19 protein-coding genes and 1 pseudogene are annotated in these 15,089 nt (G+C 70.2%); 5 read left to right on the top strand and 15 right to left on the bottom strand.

The window, feature by feature from the left end; genetic code table 11:
- Positions 1-75: phosphoribosylformylglycinamidine synthase subunit PurS (locus VF330_RS05715; protein ID WP_330850435.1), on the bottom strand; the 75-nt coding region annotated here is incomplete at its 3' end.
- Between the two features lie 264 nt (positions 76-339).
- On the opposite strand from VF330_RS05715, the gene VF330_RS05710 reads away from it, so the two are divergent.
- Positions 340-1,314: an NAD-dependent epimerase/dehydratase family protein gene (locus VF330_RS05710; RefSeq protein WP_330850433.1), complete on the top strand. Its 975-nt coding sequence runs from the start codon at positions 340-342 to the stop codon at positions 1,312-1,314.
- Here VF330_RS05710 and VF330_RS05705 read toward each other — a convergent pair.
- Entirely contained in the window at positions 1,298-2,224 is a 927-nt protein-coding gene (locus tag VF330_RS05705) for a serine protease (RefSeq protein ID WP_330850432.1), read from the bottom strand. The genes VF330_RS05710 and VF330_RS05705 overlap by 17 nt on opposite strands.
- Before the next feature lie 264 nt (positions 2,225-2,488).
- Between VF330_RS05705 and VF330_RS05700 the strand changes: the two genes are divergently transcribed.
- Positions 2,489-3,112: an MBL fold metallo-hydrolase gene (locus tag VF330_RS05700; protein ID WP_330850431.1), complete on the top strand. Its 624-nt coding sequence runs from the start codon at positions 2,489-2,491 to the stop codon at positions 3,110-3,112.
- On the opposite strand, the gene VF330_RS05695 is transcribed toward VF330_RS05700, so the two are convergent.
- Together VF330_RS05695 and VF330_RS05690 are read right to left on the bottom strand one after the other, a co-directional pair.
- Positions 3,075-3,725, bottom strand: coding sequence for a DUF2334 domain-containing protein (locus tag VF330_RS05695; RefSeq protein WP_330850430.1), 651 nt, complete (start codon positions 3,723-3,725; stop codon positions 3,075-3,077). The genes VF330_RS05700 and VF330_RS05695 overlap by 38 nt on opposite strands.
- A gap of 50 nt (positions 3,726-3,775) precedes the next feature.
- Positions 3,776-4,651, bottom strand: a complete 876-nt coding sequence (locus VF330_RS05690) for a phosphoribosylaminoimidazolesuccinocarboxamide synthase (protein WP_330850429.1) — start codon at positions 4,649-4,651, stop codon at positions 3,776-3,778.
- 88 nt (positions 4,652-4,739) lie between these two features.
- Here VF330_RS05690 and VF330_RS05685 point away from each other — a divergent pair, with 88 nt between their 5' ends.
- On the top strand, positions 4,740-5,177 hold the full coding sequence (locus VF330_RS05685) for a hypothetical protein (RefSeq protein WP_330850428.1): 438 nt from the start codon (positions 4,740-4,742) through the stop codon (positions 5,175-5,177).
- Here the strand turns inward: VF330_RS05685 and VF330_RS05680 are convergent.
- From VF330_RS05680 to VF330_RS05650, 7 genes are read right to left on the bottom strand one after another with little or no spacing between them, the layout of a single operon-like run.
- Positions 5,174-5,974 carry an MOSC domain-containing protein gene (locus tag VF330_RS05680; RefSeq protein ID WP_330850427.1) on the bottom strand — a complete coding sequence of 267 codons (801 nt, stop codon included), beginning with the start codon at positions 5,972-5,974 and terminating at the stop codon, positions 5,174-5,176. The genes VF330_RS05685 and VF330_RS05680 overlap by 4 nt on opposite strands.
- Positions 5,975-5,976: 2 nt before the next feature.
- The gene (gene purB / locus VF330_RS05675; RefSeq protein WP_330850426.1) at positions 5,977-7,395 is read right to left on the bottom strand and encodes an adenylosuccinate lyase; all 1,419 of its coding nucleotides are present in this window, start codon (positions 7,393-7,395) and stop codon (positions 5,977-5,979) included.
- A 25-nt stretch (positions 7,396-7,420) separates the two neighbouring features.
- Positions 7,421-8,188 carry a hypothetical protein gene (locus VF330_RS05670; RefSeq protein ID WP_330850425.1) on the bottom strand — a complete coding sequence of 256 codons (768 nt, stop codon included), beginning with the start codon at positions 8,186-8,188 and terminating at the stop codon, positions 7,421-7,423.
- The gene (locus VF330_RS05665; protein WP_236220816.1) at positions 8,185-8,718 is read right to left on the bottom strand and encodes a SigE family RNA polymerase sigma factor; all 534 of its coding nucleotides are present in this window, start codon (positions 8,716-8,718) and stop codon (positions 8,185-8,187) included. The genes VF330_RS05670 and VF330_RS05665 overlap by 4 nt, the downstream gene beginning before the upstream one ends.
- A gap of 57 nt (positions 8,719-8,775) precedes the next feature.
- The gene (locus tag VF330_RS05660; protein ID WP_330850424.1) at positions 8,776-9,363 is read right to left on the bottom strand and encodes a TetR/AcrR family transcriptional regulator; all 588 of its coding nucleotides are present in this window, start codon (positions 9,361-9,363) and stop codon (positions 8,776-8,778) included.
- Between the two features lie 27 nt (positions 9,364-9,390).
- On the bottom strand, positions 9,391-10,074 hold the full coding sequence (locus VF330_RS05655; protein ID WP_330850423.1) for a hypothetical protein: 684 nt from the start codon (positions 10,072-10,074) through the stop codon (positions 9,391-9,393).
- Between the two features lie 26 nt (positions 10,075-10,100).
- Positions 10,101-10,619: a SigE family RNA polymerase sigma factor gene (locus tag VF330_RS05650; protein ID WP_330850422.1), complete on the bottom strand. Its 519-nt coding sequence runs from the start codon at positions 10,617-10,619 to the stop codon at positions 10,101-10,103.
- Positions 10,620-10,801: 182 nt separating this feature from the next.
- On the opposite strand from VF330_RS05650, the gene VF330_RS05645 reads away from it, so the two are divergent.
- Both VF330_RS05645 and VF330_RS05640 read left to right on the top strand, forming a co-directional pair.
- Positions 10,802-11,743: a threonine aldolase family protein gene (locus tag VF330_RS05645; RefSeq protein ID WP_414675342.1), complete on the top strand. Its 942-nt coding sequence runs from the start codon at positions 10,802-10,804 to the stop codon at positions 11,741-11,743.
- A 1-nt stretch (position 11,744) separates the two neighbouring features.
- Positions 11,745-12,347, top strand: a complete 603-nt coding sequence (locus VF330_RS05640) for an HAD-IA family hydrolase (RefSeq protein ID WP_330850421.1) — start codon at positions 11,745-11,747, stop codon at positions 12,345-12,347.
- Here the strand turns inward: VF330_RS05640 and VF330_RS05635 are convergent.
- From VF330_RS05635 to VF330_RS05620, 4 genes and pseudogenes are all read right to left on the bottom strand, one after another.
- On the bottom strand, positions 12,291-13,016 hold the full coding sequence (locus VF330_RS05635) for a potassium channel family protein (protein ID WP_330850420.1): 726 nt from the start codon (positions 13,014-13,016) through the stop codon (positions 12,291-12,293). The genes VF330_RS05640 and VF330_RS05635 overlap by 57 nt on opposite strands.
- Before the next feature lie 38 nt (positions 13,017-13,054).
- Positions 13,055-13,204 carry a hypothetical protein gene (locus tag VF330_RS05630; RefSeq protein ID WP_330850419.1) on the bottom strand — a complete coding sequence of 50 codons (150 nt, stop codon included), beginning with the start codon at positions 13,202-13,204 and terminating at the stop codon, positions 13,055-13,057.
- Positions 13,205-13,287: 83 nt separating this feature from the next.
- Positions 13,288-14,418: a pyridoxal phosphate-dependent aminotransferase gene (locus tag VF330_RS05625; protein ID WP_330850418.1), complete on the bottom strand. Its 1,131-nt coding sequence runs from the start codon at positions 14,416-14,418 to the stop codon at positions 13,288-13,290.
- A gap of 505 nt (positions 14,419-14,923) precedes the next feature.
- Positions 14,924-15,089: pseudogene (locus VF330_RS05620) on the bottom strand (transglycosylase); the annotation flags it as partial.

The raw sequence follows: 15,089 nt of genomic DNA, 5'->3' as shown, positions 1-15,089 counted from the left end.
CGCGTTCGCCACCGCCTGGCCTTGCGGGTCGAGAATTTCGGGCTTCGGCATGACGTCGACGACGACTCGGGCCACGACAGACTGCTCCCGGGTTTGAGGGGGCTGGCGGTACCCGGAGAGCCTACCTGACCTGGGTGTTCATCAACTCGACAGGTGTGCGGGGGCACATCTTCACCCGACGGTGAAGGCGACGCGGAGGGCCTGCGGCACCGCACCGGACCAGGCCCGCTCGGGTACCGGCCCCGGCGGGGGCGGCAGTCCGGATCCATCAGAACGAGCTATTCCGCCGTCAGCGGATCGCGGTGGCACCCCACCCCGATCGGACGGATGCTGGGACCCATGAAGATCCTGGTGCTCGGCGGAACCGTGTTCCTCAGCAAAGCCGTCACGGCGGAGGCCGTCCGCCGTGGCCACGAAGTGATCTGCGGCGCGCGCGGCACCTCGGGCGGAGTCCCCGAGGGCGCGCGGCTGGTCCAGATCGACCGCGACCAGCCCGGCGCCCTCGACCAGCTCGCGGACGAGCAGTTCGACGCGGTGGTCGACGTGTCCAAGTACTCGGTCACCTGGGTCCGGGACGCGCTGCGGGCGTTCGGGGAGACGACGCCGCACTGGACGTTCGTGTCCAGCATCTCCGTCTACGCGGACCACGCGACCGACGAGCTCCACCCCGCGCTGGAGGACGACCCGGACGCGGAGTTCACGGCCGAGCGGTACGGCAGCGTCAAGGTGGCCAGCGAGAACGCGGTCCGAGAAGCCGTGGGGGGCAAGGAGTTCGTCGTCCGTGCGGGCCTCATCACCGGGCCCGGCGACCCCAGCGACCGGTTCGGGTACTGGCCAGCCCGGCTCAGCAAGGGCGGGCGGGTGGTCGTGCCGGACAGCCCCGAACTGGGGTTCCAGCACATCGACGTGCGCGACCTGGCGCGGTGGATCGTGTTCGCCGCCGAGGAGCGCGTCACGGGCACGTTCGACTCGACCGGGCCGGTCATGCCGTTCCAGATGGCCATCGGCGAGATCGCGGGGGCCACGGCGCCGGCAGGAACGCAGCTGGTGCCGGTCAGCGAGGACGTCCTGAAGCAGCTGGAGATCAACCCGTGGGCGGGGCCGCGGTCGTTGCCGTTGTGGCTCCCCAGGGCGTGGGCCGGGATGGTCGGGCGGGACGTGAGCCCGGCGCTGGCCAACGGGCTCAAGCCGCGGCCGCTGGCCGAGACCGCGCTCGACTCGCTGGAGTACGAGCGCGGCCTCGGGCTGGACCGGCCCCGCAAGGCGGGACTCACCGAGCAGGAGGAGCAGGAGATCCTTACAGCAGCGAGCTGATCTGCGCGGCGACCAGGTCGATGCGCACGCCCTGGTTCGGGCAGCCGCCGAAGTGGTGGAGCCCGATCACCTTGTGCGTGCGCCTCGACAGCACCGGCGAACCGGACGAGCCACCTTCGGTGTCGCACATGTAGCTGATGTCGGACTGCGAGACGTTGCCGTTGACGCGCACGGCTCGCACGATGCAGTAGCCGCTGCCGTTCTGGGTGTCGCGCAACGACAGCTTCTTCAGCTTCCCGGCCGGGTGGCCGATGACGTACATCTCCTCACCCACGGCCGGAACGCGCGCGTCCAGTTCGAGGTAACCGAACGAGCTGATGGCCGCGAAGTTGTTCACGGTGAAGAGCGTGTAGTCGAGCGGTGCGTCGGTCTTCAGGACCTGGGCCGCGAGCACCTTCGTGACGGTGGCCGTGGCGGTGCCGCCGCAGGTCGGGCACTGGTAGTTGAACCACACCTCGATGCCGCTGACGCTGGTGAAGCAGTGGTTGTTGGTCAGCATGCGGTTGTTCGGGCCGACGCGCCACGCCGTGCACAGCGAGCTGCCGTTGCGCAGCAGCTTCGCGACGGACGCGGTCTTGCCGAACTCGGTCGGGTTGCTCGACTGGTAGCAGACCGCGTCCTTGTAGTCGTTCGTGCCGCAGATGCTCTTCACCGACGGCTGCGCCGACATCTCGGCCTCGGTGTAGCCGCGCGTCAGCTTGTCGATCCGGACGCGCGACAACGGGTTCGTCACCGAGACCACCGCGGTCGAGCCGGTGACCGACATGGCCCAGAAGCCGGTGGCGTCCACGGTCGCCGTCAGGGACGAACGCAGGTCGCGGGTGTAGGTGTACTTCTCGGTGCCGTCAGGGTTCGACACCGTGAGCACGTCACCCGGCAGAATCCGCAGGTCGGTGAAATGCAGCTTCACATATCCGGATCCGGGTCGTTCGACGGTGGTCGAACGGGTGGCGCCACCCACGCGGACCGAGACGGATTCCTCGGTTCCGATTTCCTGCGACTGCGGCGACGAGGCCTGCGCAGGTGTAGAGGTGGTGGTAGCAGGGATGAAGGTCGTCATCGGCAGGGCGAGTGCCAGTGCCGTGAGGAGTTGCAGGGTTTTCCTCATGCCCTTTGATACTTCCGACGTCACCTGACCGTGTCAGCCCGCCGAACGTCGGTATTGGAGGATTCTGTGCAACTTGTCCATTTCGGTCATGCCTGCGTGCTTCTGGAGTCGGGGTCGACGCGGATCCTGATCGACCCCGGCACGTTCTCGGCGGGGTTCGAGGACCTCACCGACCTGGACGCCGTGCTGGTCACCCACCAGCACTTCGACCACATCGACTCCGAACGGCTGCCCGCGCTGCTCGAGGCAAACCCGCGGGCCCAGCTGGTCGTCGACGAGGGCACGGCGCCCGACGTCGAGAACGCGACCATCGCCCGGCCTGGTGACGTGCTGAAGGTCGGCGAGCTGGAGGTCAAGGCCGTCGGCGGGCAGCACGCGCTGATCCACGCGGACATCCCGGTCGTCCCGAACACCGGGTACGTGATCGGCGACGGCGCGTTCTACCACCCCGGCGACTCGCTGTTCGTGCCGGACGAGGACGTCGACGTGCTCGGCGTGCCCTCCGGCGCGCCGTGGCTGCGCATCGGCGAGGCCGTCGACTTCCTGCGCGCCGTCAAGCCGCGGGTCGCCGTGCCGATCCACGAGAAGACGCTCGCGAACGTCGGCATGGCGACCCGGTTCTTCGAGATGCTCAAGCCGGAGGGCACCGAGATCAGGCAGCTGACGCCTGGCGAGGAGTCGGCAGTCTGACGTAGGTGGTCGGCTCGGCGGCGTGGGCGAGCGCGATGTCCACGGCGTCGAGCACGGCCTGCCGCGCGCCGGGCCGGTGCAGGTCGCGCGCGTCCACGGTGATCCTGGTCAGGCCGCCGCGGCGGGCGGACCGCGCCGTCGCGTAGACCAGGGCCAGCGACCGCAGCTCGCCGAAGCTGTCGCGTTCGGTCAGCGCGTGCAGCCGTCCCAGCGTGGCCAGGCCGCTGCCGACCTCGCGCACGGCCAGTGAGTCCGCGCAGCGGTGGAACTTGTGCTTGGCCAGCGCGAGCAACGTGCCGGGCGACGCCACGCAACGCCGTGGCGCGAACGTGTCGGCGGTGAGCCCGAGGGCTTCCATCTGCACGCGCGCGCCCGTCAGCAGCAGGCCGGCTTCGTAGGCGGGCAGCCGCCGCCGGCCGAGGCCGTGCAGCACCACGGCGTCACCGAGAGCGGCGCGGTGCCGCACCCAGTCCTGCGCCCTGCCGAGCTCGCGGGGGATCACGAGCAGCGACAACGGCACCTGCCGCGGGCCCAGGGCCGCGGCGAGATCAGCGCATCGGTCGAGTGTCTGCGGACCGATGCCGGACAGTGAGACCACGAGCTGTGAGTGCACGCATCGAGTGCGCCACGCCGTGGTGACATCCGCGTGACAGCAGAGCCAACTCAGGCGAGCCAGTCAGCGAAAGCCCGGCCCGTGAGCTTCTCGTACGCCTCGACGTACCGCGCGCGGGTGGCCTCGACGACGTCCGCGGGCAGCGGGGGCGGCGGGGTGTCGCTCCTGCGGTCCCAGCCGGACGCGGCCGAGGTCAGCCAGTCGCGCACGTACTGCTTGTCGAACGACGGCTGCACGCGACCGGGCTCGTAGCCCTCGGCCGGCCAGTAGCGCGACGAGTCCGGCGTGAAGACCTCGTCCGCGAGGACCAGCTCGCCGTCCTTCGAGAGCCCGAACTCGAACTTCGTGTCCGCCAGGATCAGGCCGCGCGTCAACGCGTACGCGCGCGCCTCGCTGTACAGCTCGATCGTGCGGTCGCGCAGCTTCGACGCCAGCTCCACGCCGTGCTTCTCGGCGATGACGTCGAACGACACGTTCTCGTCGTGCGCGCCGATCTCGGCCTTCGACGCGGGCGTGAAGATCGGCGGGTCCAGCTCGGACGCCTCGACGAGCCCGGCCGGCAGCTCGATCCCGCACACCGCGCCGGTCGCCGTGTAGTCGGCCATGCCGGAGCCCGTCAGGTACCCGCGCGCCACGCACTCGACGTCGACCATCCGCAGCTTGCGCACCAGCAGCGCCCGGCCGCGGACCTCGGCGGGGATGCGCGGGTCGTCGGCGGAGACCAGGTGGTTCGGCGTGAGCCGCTCGAACCAGAACACGCTCATCGCGGTGAGCACGCGCCCCTTGTCGGGGATCTCCGTGCTCAGGACGTGGTCGTAGGCCGAGATGCGGTCGGACGCGACGAACAGCAGCAGCTCGTCGTCCACGTCGTACAGATCGCGGACCTTGCCGCGGGCGACGTGCTGGTAATCAGCGAGCGTGGGCACGCAGGTCAGCCTACGTGCCGATGCACCGGTCCCCGATCCACACCCCGCACTACTACAAACCTGGGACAAAGACACCTACAGTGCACCCGTGTTCACCCGAAAGTCGCTGTGGATCCCGGTGCTGATCAGCGCGGGACTGCTCGTCGTGCTGGGTGTCGTCGGGTGGAGCTTCGACTCGAGCCCCGTGTCCTCCACACCTCCTCCGGGGGCGCCGAGCACGACCGGCACCCAGTCGGTCAGCATCGTGCCGACGCCGGACCTCGCCGAGATCACGGTCCAGACGACCACCTCGACCACGACGACGACCACCACGCGGACCACGCAGCCGAAGCCGCCGCCGGTCCAGAGCGCACCGCCCGTGCAGCAGCCGCCGACGACGACCGAGTCGCCGCAACGGGGTCTGCTCGTCAACGAGGGCGCGACGTGCGATCCCGAGGGTGCGCGCGGCATCGGACTGCTCAACGAACCGCTGGTCTGCCGCAAGGACCCGCAGCGCGGCGACCGCCTGCGCTGGCAGAAGGCCTAGCCCGCACCGGGTTCGGCCCACTCCAGCACGTCGATCTCGTCGCCGACCGCGATCGTGCCGGTGCCGACGACGGCCGCCTTCATCCCGAAGGTCACGCCGCCGTCCGGGTCGCGCCGGTAGGTCGCGAGCGTCCTGGTCGGCTCCGGGCCGTCCCGCAGCCCGGTCTCCTGGTCCACCATCGGCACCGCGCAGCGCACGCAGTCCTTGGCGTAGCCCAGTTCCACGTCACCGATCGTCGCGCGCCGCACCCGGTCCTCGGTGTGCGGTTCGGGCCAGCCGAACACGACCACGTTGGGGCGGAACCGGTTCATCGGCACCGGGTTCCCGCCGCGTTCCAGGATGCGTTCGTTCAGTCCGTCCAAAGAGGACAGCGAGACCAGCAGCAACGCGTGCGCGTCCGCGTACCCGACCAGGCCGGTGGTGCGGCCGGCGGACTCGCGGTGCAGGTCCGGCGGCGTCCGCACGAGCCGGACGGACCTGCCGAGCGCGTCGGAGAAGTACGCCGCGGCCGCGTCGCCCTGGTCGATCCCGGTGCCCTGCCACTTGTGCAGGACGACCGGGACCCGTTGTCCCTCAAGGACGACGGGGAACGACTCCCCGCCGATCACCAGCGCGGAGTCCACGAGGGACGGTCGCAGCGCGGCCATCGCCGGCACCTTGCGCTGCGACAGGAACACGCCCTCGTCGTCGACCAGCATCAGCATCCGGTCGTCCCGCAGCCCCGTGAGGTCGACGGGCGAGGACGCGACGGAGAACCCGGCGCACCCCTTGACCGGGTAGACGTGCAGGCCGGACACGATCACAGGATGGGCTCCGGCTCGTAGGCCGGGTACTTGTCGACGACCGCGGCGACCTGTTCCACCACGGCCGCGACCTGCGCCGACGCCACGCCGGTGAACGACAGGCGGTCGGCCAGCAGCGCGTCGAGCGCGGCGCGGTCGAGCGGCAGCCGGGAGTCGGCGGCCAGGCGGTCCAGCAGGTCGTTCTCCGCGAGGCCCTGCTCGCGCATCGCGAGCGCGACGGCCACCGCGTTCTCCTTGATGGCCTCGTGCGCGGTCTCCCGGCCGACACCGGCGCGCACGGCCGCCATCAGCACCTTCGTCGTGCCCAGGAACGGCAGGTAGCGGTCGAGCTCGCGGGCGACCACGGCCGGGTACGCGCCGAACTCGTCCAGCACCGTCAGGAACGTCTCCAGCAGGCCGTCGAACGCGAAGAACGCGTCGGGCAGCGCAACCCGGCGGACGACCGAGCACGACACGTCGCCCTCGTTCCACTGGTCGCCGGCGAGCTCGCCGACCATCGACAGGTAGCCGCGCAGGATCACCGCGAAGCCGTTGACGCGCTCGCACGAGCGGGTGTTCATCTTGTGCGGCATGGCACTGGAGCCGACCTGGCCGGGCTTGAAGCCCTCGGTCACGAGCTCGTGGCCCGCCATCAGCCGGATGGTCTTCGCGACCGACGACGGCGCGGCCGCGAGCTGCACGAGCGTCGAGACGACGTCGAAGTCGAGCGACCGCGGGTACACCTGGCCGACGCTCGTGAGCACGCGTTCGAACCCGAGGTGGCCGGCGACGGTCTCCTCCAGCTCCCGCAGCTTCTCAGGAGTGCCGAGCAGGTCGAGCATGTCCTGGGCGGTGCCGACCGGGCCCTTGATGCCGCGCAGCGGGTAGCGGGCGATCAGCTCGTCGAGGCGGGAGAACGCGACCAGCAGCTCGTCGGCGCCGGTCGCGAAGCGCTTGCCCAGCGTCGTGGCCTGCGCGGCGACGTTGTGCGACCGGCCGGCCATGACGAGGTCGGAGTGCTCGGCGGCGAGGCGCGCGAGGCGGCCCAGCACGGCGGCGACCTTGGACCGGATGAGTTCCAGGGACCGCAGCACCTGGAGCTGTTCGACGTTCTCGGTCAGGTCGCGCGAGGTCATTCCCTTGTGGACCTGCTCGTGGCCCGCGAGCGCGTTGAACTCCTCGATGCGCGCCTTCACGTCGTGCCGCGTCACGCGTTCGCGGGCGGCGATCGACTCCAGGTCGACCTGCTCCAGGACGCGCTCGTAGTCGGCGACCGCGGTCTCCGGCACGTCGATGCCGGCGGCGGCCTGGGCGCGCAGCACCGCGAGCCAGAGCTGGCGCTCCAGCACGATCTTGTGCTCGGCCGACCAGAGCGTCGCGAGGGACGTGGAGGCGTAGCGACCTGCGAGGACGTTGGCGATGCGCGGCTTGCTCACGCCGCCAGGCTAGTGCACGCCGACGTCACTGCCAGGGGACCGCGGGGTCGGTGACCAGCGTTGTGAGCACCCCCACGCGCAACGGCACGGTCTGCCGCAGACCGGCCTGGGTCACCGGGTTGTAGTTGTGGCTGGAGAGGCGCACGACGAACCCGCTGCGGAACACCCGCGCGACCTCCGCCCGCGCGACCTCGGTCCCGCCTTCGTTGAACTCGGCCTCGTGGACGACCGTGCCGTCGGTCTGCGGGAACTCGCGGCACAGGGTCGCGGTGGAGCAGAAGCTGTTCGTCGAGAACCCGAGCTCGCCGGCCTGGACGCGCAACGCCGTGGGCCCGATGTCGTCGGTCAGCTGGAGGTAGCCGGAGAACTCCGGCTCGCCGGGCCGCTTGGCGGCGCTCGTGGGCGGAACCGACGTGTAGGTGCCGTAGGAGGGGTAGCGACCGACGCGGAGGTCGCCGTAGACGTCGCGGAGGTTCGGCATCGTCTGGTCGAGCTTGGCGGCGAGCGCGTCGCCGATGCGCCGGGCCCGCTTCTCGGCCGGCTCGCTCGGCGCGGCGGACGACTGGGTCGTCTGGACCTCGGAGGCGAGCTGCCCGTCCTCGCGCGGCAGCAGACCGGGCAGCGAGAACGACGCCACGGCGATCACCGCCGTAGCCACTCCCACAGCGACCAGCGCTCGTCGACGACTTTTTTTCTGCTCGACCCGCCTGATCAGCTGGTCGGGGTCGAAGTCGAGGGGCGGCTCGTCCCAGACGGCCAGCAGCATTCCCTCGCGGATCTCCTGCTCACTCACGACGCGACCCTCCCCGAACTGTTGTCGAGCTTCTCCACGATGGTGCGCAGTGTCGCGAGACCGCGCGCCGTCTGGCTTTTCACCGTTCCCTCGGTGCACCCCATGGCCACCGCCACCTCGGCGACCGGCAGGTCTTCGAAATAACGCAGCACGAGCACCGCCCGTTGCCTCGGAGGCACCTGCAGCAGCGCGGTGTGCACGAGCTCACGTGCCCACAGCTTCGCGCTGGTGGTGTCCGGGTCGACGGTGGCGTCGGCGGCGTCGGGCAGCTCCCCGTCGCGCTGCTCCGCCCTGCGCCACGGCCTGCGCTTCTCGTCCAGCCACGTGCGCAGCAGCACCTTGCGGGCGTACGCGATGAGGTTGTCGAGGTCCTTGATGCGCTTCCAGGCCATGTACATCTTCATGAGGCTCGACTGCATCAGGTCCTCAGCCGTGTGCCAGTCGCCACAGAACAGATAGGCAGTGCGTCGCAAAGACGCGGCATTGGCTGCCGCGAACTCGCGAAAGCCCTGCTCATCGGCCTTGCGCATGCGATCCCCTCTCGCGTCCTCACCCAGGGGAACGCATCAGGGGAACGCGGGGTTGCATCACCCGTGACGCGACAGGGCCGACCGGAGCATCCTCGCCGCGACGCCCCTCGGGTCCGACTTCAGCTCGATGAACGAGTTGACCACCGACCCGTCGACGAGCGCGATCAGCTCCTCGACGCGGTCGCGCGAGATGTCCCGGCCGGAGCGGGCGAAGATCTCGGCGATCAGCTCGTGCAGCTCCTTCGACATCACCCGCATCAGCGGCCGCAGGTAGGGGCGGCGGCCGGTGGCGACGAGGCGTTCGTAGCGCAGCAGCATGGTCTCGGTGTCCGTGACGGCCTCGCCGACCAGCAGGTCGAGGATGAACTCGATCAGCACGGCGTCGTCGGCCAGCTGTTCCGACGACGTGGTGGCGAGGCGGTGCCGGCAGCTCTCCAGCTCGCCGCGGCCGTGGAGCTCGACCGCGGCGGTGACGAGCTCGTCGAGCGAGTCGAAGTAGTACGTGGTCGACGCGAGCGGCAGACCTGCGCGTTCGGCGACCGCGCGGTGCCGGACCGCGTCGAACCCGCCCTCCACGAGCAGTGCGGCCGCGGCCTCGACGAGCGCCTGCCGCCTGCGCTCACCCTTCGGGGTTGCTGCCGTCATAGTCGAGCCAGGGTACTGGGCGTCCGGTCAGAACTTCGGGGCCAGTGCGCCCGCGACCCGCCCGGCCTGGCCCTTCAGCTCGCCGTCGCCCTGGGTGAACACGTAGAGGTCCTGGCCCTGCGCGGTCCTGGTCTTCGCGGCGCCGGCGGGCGGCTGGAGCTCGTCCGGCGTGACGATCGCGGTGATCGTGAGGCCGTCGATCGTGAACGCGGCCGCGCGCGAGGCGGCCGAGCAGCTGACCGAGGGCGGTCGCGCGAGGGTGGGTGAGACCGAAAGCTCGCCGGCGAGGGCGTCTGCGAGCTCCCGGTCCACCGCCGCGCAGCCCTGCACTGCGCGTGCACCGGTCGAGGAACCGGTGCTCCCGGGCGGCGACACGTCCCCCTGCGTGGACGAGGCGTCGCCAGGGAAGTCGTTGTTCGGCGGAGGCTGTGCCTCCATCAGGGTCATCGGCGATTGTGCCGTCTCGCTCTGCTGCTGCACAGGGGCCGCGGCGTTCGAGCTGCTGCCGCCGTCCTGGCCGTACCAGGAGTTCGCCGCGAGGACGCCGCCGAAACCCAGCACGACGACGAGAGTGGTGCCGGCGGCGATCGAGTTGCGGCGGCGCAGCGTGGCGCGGCGCGAGGCCGTGCGGACGTCGCCCGCGTCGAAGGACGCCGGTGGGGCGTCGTGCGCGGCGTCGCGGAACAGGTCCGCGAGCTTCTGCTCGTCCATCTACGTCCTCCTCCCGTTCCCGCCGGTCACGACGCCGGTCGCAGGTCGTCGACGGCGTCGCCCAGTGCTTCCCTGAGCGCCGCCAGCCCGCGCGCGGTCTGACTCTTCACGGTTCCTTCCGAGCACTTCAGCACCTCGGCCGTGGCCGTCACGTCGAGGCCCTCGAGGAACCTCAGCACGAGCACGGCCCGTTGCCGGGGCGGGACTCTGCGCAGGCCCTTCATCAACGCCTCGCGCGTGGCCACGGCGTCGCCGATCTCGTTGTCCGTCGTCGGTGACTCCGGCAGCTCGTCGGTGAACTTCTCGCGCCGCCACGGGCGACGCGACTCGTCGATCACCGCGCGCACGACGCTGCGCCGGACGTAGGCGTCGAGAGCCTGCTTGTCCCGGATCTTGCGCCACCTCCTGTGCAGTGCCACGAACGCCGTCTGGGCGAAGTCGTCGGCGCGGTGCCAGTCGCCGCACAGCAGGTATGCCGTTCGGCGCACGGCCTCACGGCGAGCCACGAAGTACTCCGCGAACTCCTGCTCGTCGCGCTGATCCACGCGGACTGCTCTCCGCTCGTTCCTCGGTTGCACTGCCAGGACGGAAACTGAGGCACCAACGGTTGCACGAACCGGCGGGGAGAGCTACATCACCCCCTCGGTCGTTCGCCGGATGTGATGTGATCGGGCTCGTGACCCCCATTGACCTGCGCTCGGACACCGTCACCCGCCCCGACGAGGAGATGCGCCGCGCCATGGCGTCGGCCGAGGTCGGCGACGACGTCCTGGACCACGACCCGACGATGGCGGCCCTGGAGGAACGCGTCGCCGGGCTGCTGGGCGTCGAGGCCGCGCTGTGGGTGCCCTCGGGGTCGATGGGCAACCTCATCGCGTTGTACCTGCACCTCTCGCGGGGCGACCGGTTCCTCGCGCCGTTGGGCGCGCACGTGCTGGACGCCGAGCTGGGGACCGCCGCGTGGCTGGCGGGTGGCATGCCGCACGCGCTGCCCGTCGTGTCGCCGTCGGCCGTGATCGCCGCCGCGGGTGGCGAGTCCCCGTACTACGGGCTGCGGACGACGTTGCTGTCGCTGGAGAACACGCACAACTCGTCCGGCGGCACCGTCACGTCGGTCGACGACCACCTGGAGCTGGTCGCCGCCGCCCGGTCCGCCGGCCTGGCCGTGCACCTCGATGGCGCCCGGCTGTGGAACGCGTCGGTGGCGCTCGGGGTGTCCCCCGCCGAGCTGGCCGCGGGAGTCGACACCGTGCAGGTGTGCCTGTCGAAGGGACTCGGAGCGCCGGTCGGCTCGGTGGTGGCCGGGTCCGCGTCGTTCGTGACCGAAGCACGTCGCGTGCGCAAGATGCTGGGCGGCGGGGTGCGGCAGGGCGGGGTGCTCGCCGCGGCGGGTCTAGTGGCGCTCGACCGGATCACCCGATTGGCCGACGATCATTCGAATGCCTATGAATTGGCCTCCGGGTTGCGGGCGCTGGGCTGGGAGGTGGCCGAACCCGCCACCAACATCGTCCTGGCGACCGTGCCGGACCTGGAGAAGACGCTGTTGTCCTTGCGCGAGGTCGGGGTAGCCGCCAGTCCGATGTCCGGCAAGGTGCGGTTCGTGACGCACGGCGACGTGGGCTCGTCCGACGTCGCCGAGGTGCTGCGCCGCCTACGAGAGGACGTCTGAGATGCGCTGGATCGTGTTCGACTTCGGCGAGGTGATCAGCCAGCGCAACCCCGCGCGGCCCGCGATGGCGGCGAAGCTCGGGGTGACGATGGAGGTCTTCGAGACCGCCTACTGGGACCGCGACGCCTACGACCGCGGCGGTTCGGACGCCGAGTACTGGGGGCGGATCGCCGCGGCTCTCGGCCTGACCCTGGACGAGGCCCTGGTCTTCGAGCTGACCGCGATGGACAACGCGGGCTGGCTCGACGACCCGGTGGTGGAGACCGTGGCGCTGATCGAGGACCTGGCCGCCCTCGACGTGCCGCTGGCGTTGCTGTCGAACGCGCCGTCGACGTTCGCGCGGATGGCCGAGAAGATGCCGTGGGCCCGGCACTTCCGGCACCTGGTCTTCTCGGGAGACCTCGGCTGCGCGAAGCCGGACGCGGAGATCTGGCGGCAGGTGGAGTCGGCCCTGGGCGCCTCGCCGGCGGACCTGGTCTTCTACGACGACCGCCAGTCCAACGTGGACGGAGCGCTGGCGGCCGGCTGGGACGCCCGCCTGTGGACGTCAGCCCTCGCCGCGCGCACCGAGCTGCGTGCGGAGCTCGGCGATCTCGGCCCGTAGGTTGCGGAGTTCCTGCGCGGTCTCGAGCTCCGCTTCCTCGACACCGCGCAGCTTCTCCACGAGCCAGCTGGCGATCGTGCCGGTGATGACACCGAGCAACGCGATGCCGCCGATCATGAGCAACGCGGCGACGAACCGCCCCTCGGCCGTGACGGGGTAGCGGTCGCCGTAGCCGACCGTCGACATGGTGGTCATGGTCCACCACAACGCGTCGCCGAACGTGGTGATGCTCGCGTTCTCCGCGTGCCTTTCCGCGTCGAGAACGGCGAGGCTCGCGCAAAAGCCGACGATCAACGTGACGCCCGCGACGTAAATGCTGACGCGTTGCCTGATCTTGTGCTGGAACTTCTTGTTGAGCAACGTGATGACGGTGATCAGCCGCAGCACCCGCAGCTGCCTCACCATCGGCAGGACGACGGCGGCGAGTTCGAAGAGGTGCGTCCTGAGGAACCGGAACTTGTTCACCGCGAACACGAACCGGATGACGTAGTCCGCCGCGAACACGCCCCAGACCAGCCACAACACGATCTCCAGCGGCAGGTGCAACGCCGCGTGGTCGTCCAGCACCTGCCACGCGTAGGCGGCGAGGAACAGCACGGCGAGTGCCGTCAACGGCCACTCGACCTTTCGTTCCCACCGTTCGAGGCGCGCCTCGCTGGCCAGCAACACCGACTCATGGTGAGCGGTGCCGCGGAATTAATCCAGGGCTACCGCCTGGATTTGACCGCGCCGTACGCCGCGGTTCCCACGAGGAGTAGCACGCCGATCACGGTGAGCCAGAAAAGGCCTTTCACCACCGCGCCGACAACGGCCAGCACGATCCAGATCGCCACCAGCCACCCGATGATCGCCCACATGTCACCCTCCCTCTCCTCAGTGTGAACGTCCGGCGTCGTCGTTTTGTTGCGGGTCGTTTGTGGCGGGTCTTTTTTGCGGGTCCCTACAGCCAGGCCTTGAGCCGTCGCAGCGCTTCCTCGATGTCCTGAGTGGATCCGGCGAACGACAGGCGCACGAAGTGGTGCCCGTCGACGGGGTCGAAGTCGATGCCGGGCACGATCGCCACGCCCGTGTCGTCGAGGAGCTTGCGGCAGAACCCCATCGAGTCGTCCGTGAGATGCCGCACGTCCGCGTAGATGTAGAACGCCCCGTCCGCCGGCGCCAGCTCGCCGATCCCGAGGTCCGTGAGCCCGCTGATCAGCAGGTCCCGGTTGACCTGGTACCGCTGGAGGTCAGCGGCCGCCTCCGCGTACGAGTCCGCGTGGAACGCCTCGACCGCCGCGTACTGCGCCAACGCCGGCGGGCACAACGTGAAGTTGCCCGTCAGGCAGTCCACGGCCCTGCGCAGCCGCTCCGGCAGCAACATCCACCCCAGCCGCCACCCGGTCATGGCGAACGCCTTGGAGAACGAGTTGACGACGATCGCCTCCCGCGACGTCTCCCAGGCGCACTTCAACGGCTCGCCGTAGCTGATCCCGTGGTAGATCTCGTCGCTGATGAGCTGAACCCCGTTGTCCTCGCACCACCGAGCAATCGGCTCGACGTGCGCGACCGTCCCCGTGGGGTTGGCCGGACTGGCCACGATCAACCCCTTGAGCCCGGGGTCGAGCATCTCCACAGTCGGCTGGAACCGCGTCTCGGGCCCGCACGGCAACTCGACGACCTCACACCCCAACGCCTTCAGGATGTTCCGGTAAGCCGGATACCCCGGCCGGGCCAACGCCACCCGATCCCCGGCGTCGAACGCCGCGAGGAACGCCAACGTGAACGCCCCGGACGACCCGGTCGTCACCACGACGTCATCCGCGCCGACCTCAAGCCCGTACTGCCGCGCGTAATGCCCCGCGATCGCCTCGCGCAGCTCGAGAATCCCCAACTGCTCGGTGTACCCCAACGCCTGCTCGCCCAGCGCCTTGGCCGCCGCCTCCCGCACGGGCCGCGGTGCAGGGCTGGACGGCTGCCCGGCAGCCAGCGAGATCACGTCCCCGTGCGTCCGCTGCCGTCGCGCGGCGGCGGACAGCACGTCCATGACGTGGAAGGGCGGGACGTCAGCGCGGGCAGCCACGGTCAGCATGCCGCCAGGCTAACTCCCCACCGCCCGGCCGAGGCCTCCCTTCCGGGCCGCCTCCTGCCAACCCGCTCACACCAGCCTTAGCGCCCGGTCCCAGCGCCCGGTCCCAGCACCCCATCCCGGTGCCCGGTCCCAGCACCCCATCCCAGTGTCCGGTCCCAGTGCCGCGGACCGGAGCCGCGGTTCGAAGCCGATTTCTCCCGCAACAATCCCGCGCGCGTGCGCCCGTCCGTCACCCGGCACGCCCGTCACTCGCCCCTCTCGCCCGTCCACCCTCGTCCGAGCCGGCTCGTTCGCCCCTCCACCGCCCACCGCTTCCCGGTCCGTTCCGCCCTTCGTCTCCGGCCGCCACCCCCGCGCTTCCGCATATGCGGGAGAAACGACAACGGTGTTTCAGGACATTGACTACCCGTGTGGGTGTGGACAAACGAAACCCGGCTCTTTTCCGTCACAACACATCAGACGGAGAAGAGCCGGGTTCCGGACAAAGCTCACCCGATCGTGCGGCCTAATACCCTTGGTAACCGCCGCCCTGGGCCATTGCCTTGAGGCCTGGGTGGCCTTCGAAGCCGCCGTAGCGCGAGAAGGTGTAGCGGACGCCGGCGATGATGTTGTCGATCGGGTTCCAGATGTCGTCGTGGCCCGGCAGCTTGTGGGCGTTGAACGTCGAGTCG

Origin of the sequence: Lentzea sp. (assembly GCF_036380075.1) — a bacterium.
In the GTDB taxonomy this organism is placed as follows: domain Bacteria; phylum Actinomycetota; class Actinomycetes; order Mycobacteriales; family Pseudonocardiaceae; genus Lentzea.
Note: the sequence above shows the minus strand (reverse complement) of the source record. Positions and strands in the feature narration are given on the sequence as shown.

Bases quoted from the DNA above. Each gene is read 5' to 3' on its own strand.
- VF330_RS05710 (WP_330850433.1), top strand. From the start codon at position 340: ATGAAGATCCTGGTGCTCGGCGGAACCGTGTTCCTCAGCAAAGCCGTC.
- VF330_RS05665 (WP_236220816.1), bottom strand. From the start codon at position 8,718: ATGCGCAAGGCCGATGAGCAGGGCTTTCGCGAGTTCGCGGCAGCCAAT.
- VF330_RS05660 (WP_330850424.1), bottom strand. From the start codon at position 9,363: ATGACGGCAGCAACCCCGAAGGGTGAGCGCAGGCGGCAGGCGCTCGTC.
- VF330_RS05655 (WP_330850423.1), bottom strand. From the start codon at position 10,074: ATGGACGAGCAGAAGCTCGCGGACCTGTTCCGCGACGCCGCGCACGAC.
- VF330_RS05645 (WP_414675342.1), top strand. From the start codon at position 10,802: ATGCGCCGCGCCATGGCGTCGGCCGAGGTCGGCGACGACGTCCTGGAC.
- VF330_RS05640 (WP_330850421.1), top strand. From the start codon at position 11,745: ATGCGCTGGATCGTGTTCGACTTCGGCGAGGTGATCAGCCAGCGCAAC.
- VF330_RS05630 (WP_330850419.1), bottom strand. From the start codon at position 13,204: ATGTGGGCGATCATCGGGTGGCTGGTGGCGATCTGGATCGTGCTGGCC.
- VF330_RS05625 (WP_330850418.1), bottom strand. From the start codon at position 14,418: ATGCTGACCGTGGCTGCCCGCGCTGACGTCCCGCCCTTCCACGTCATG.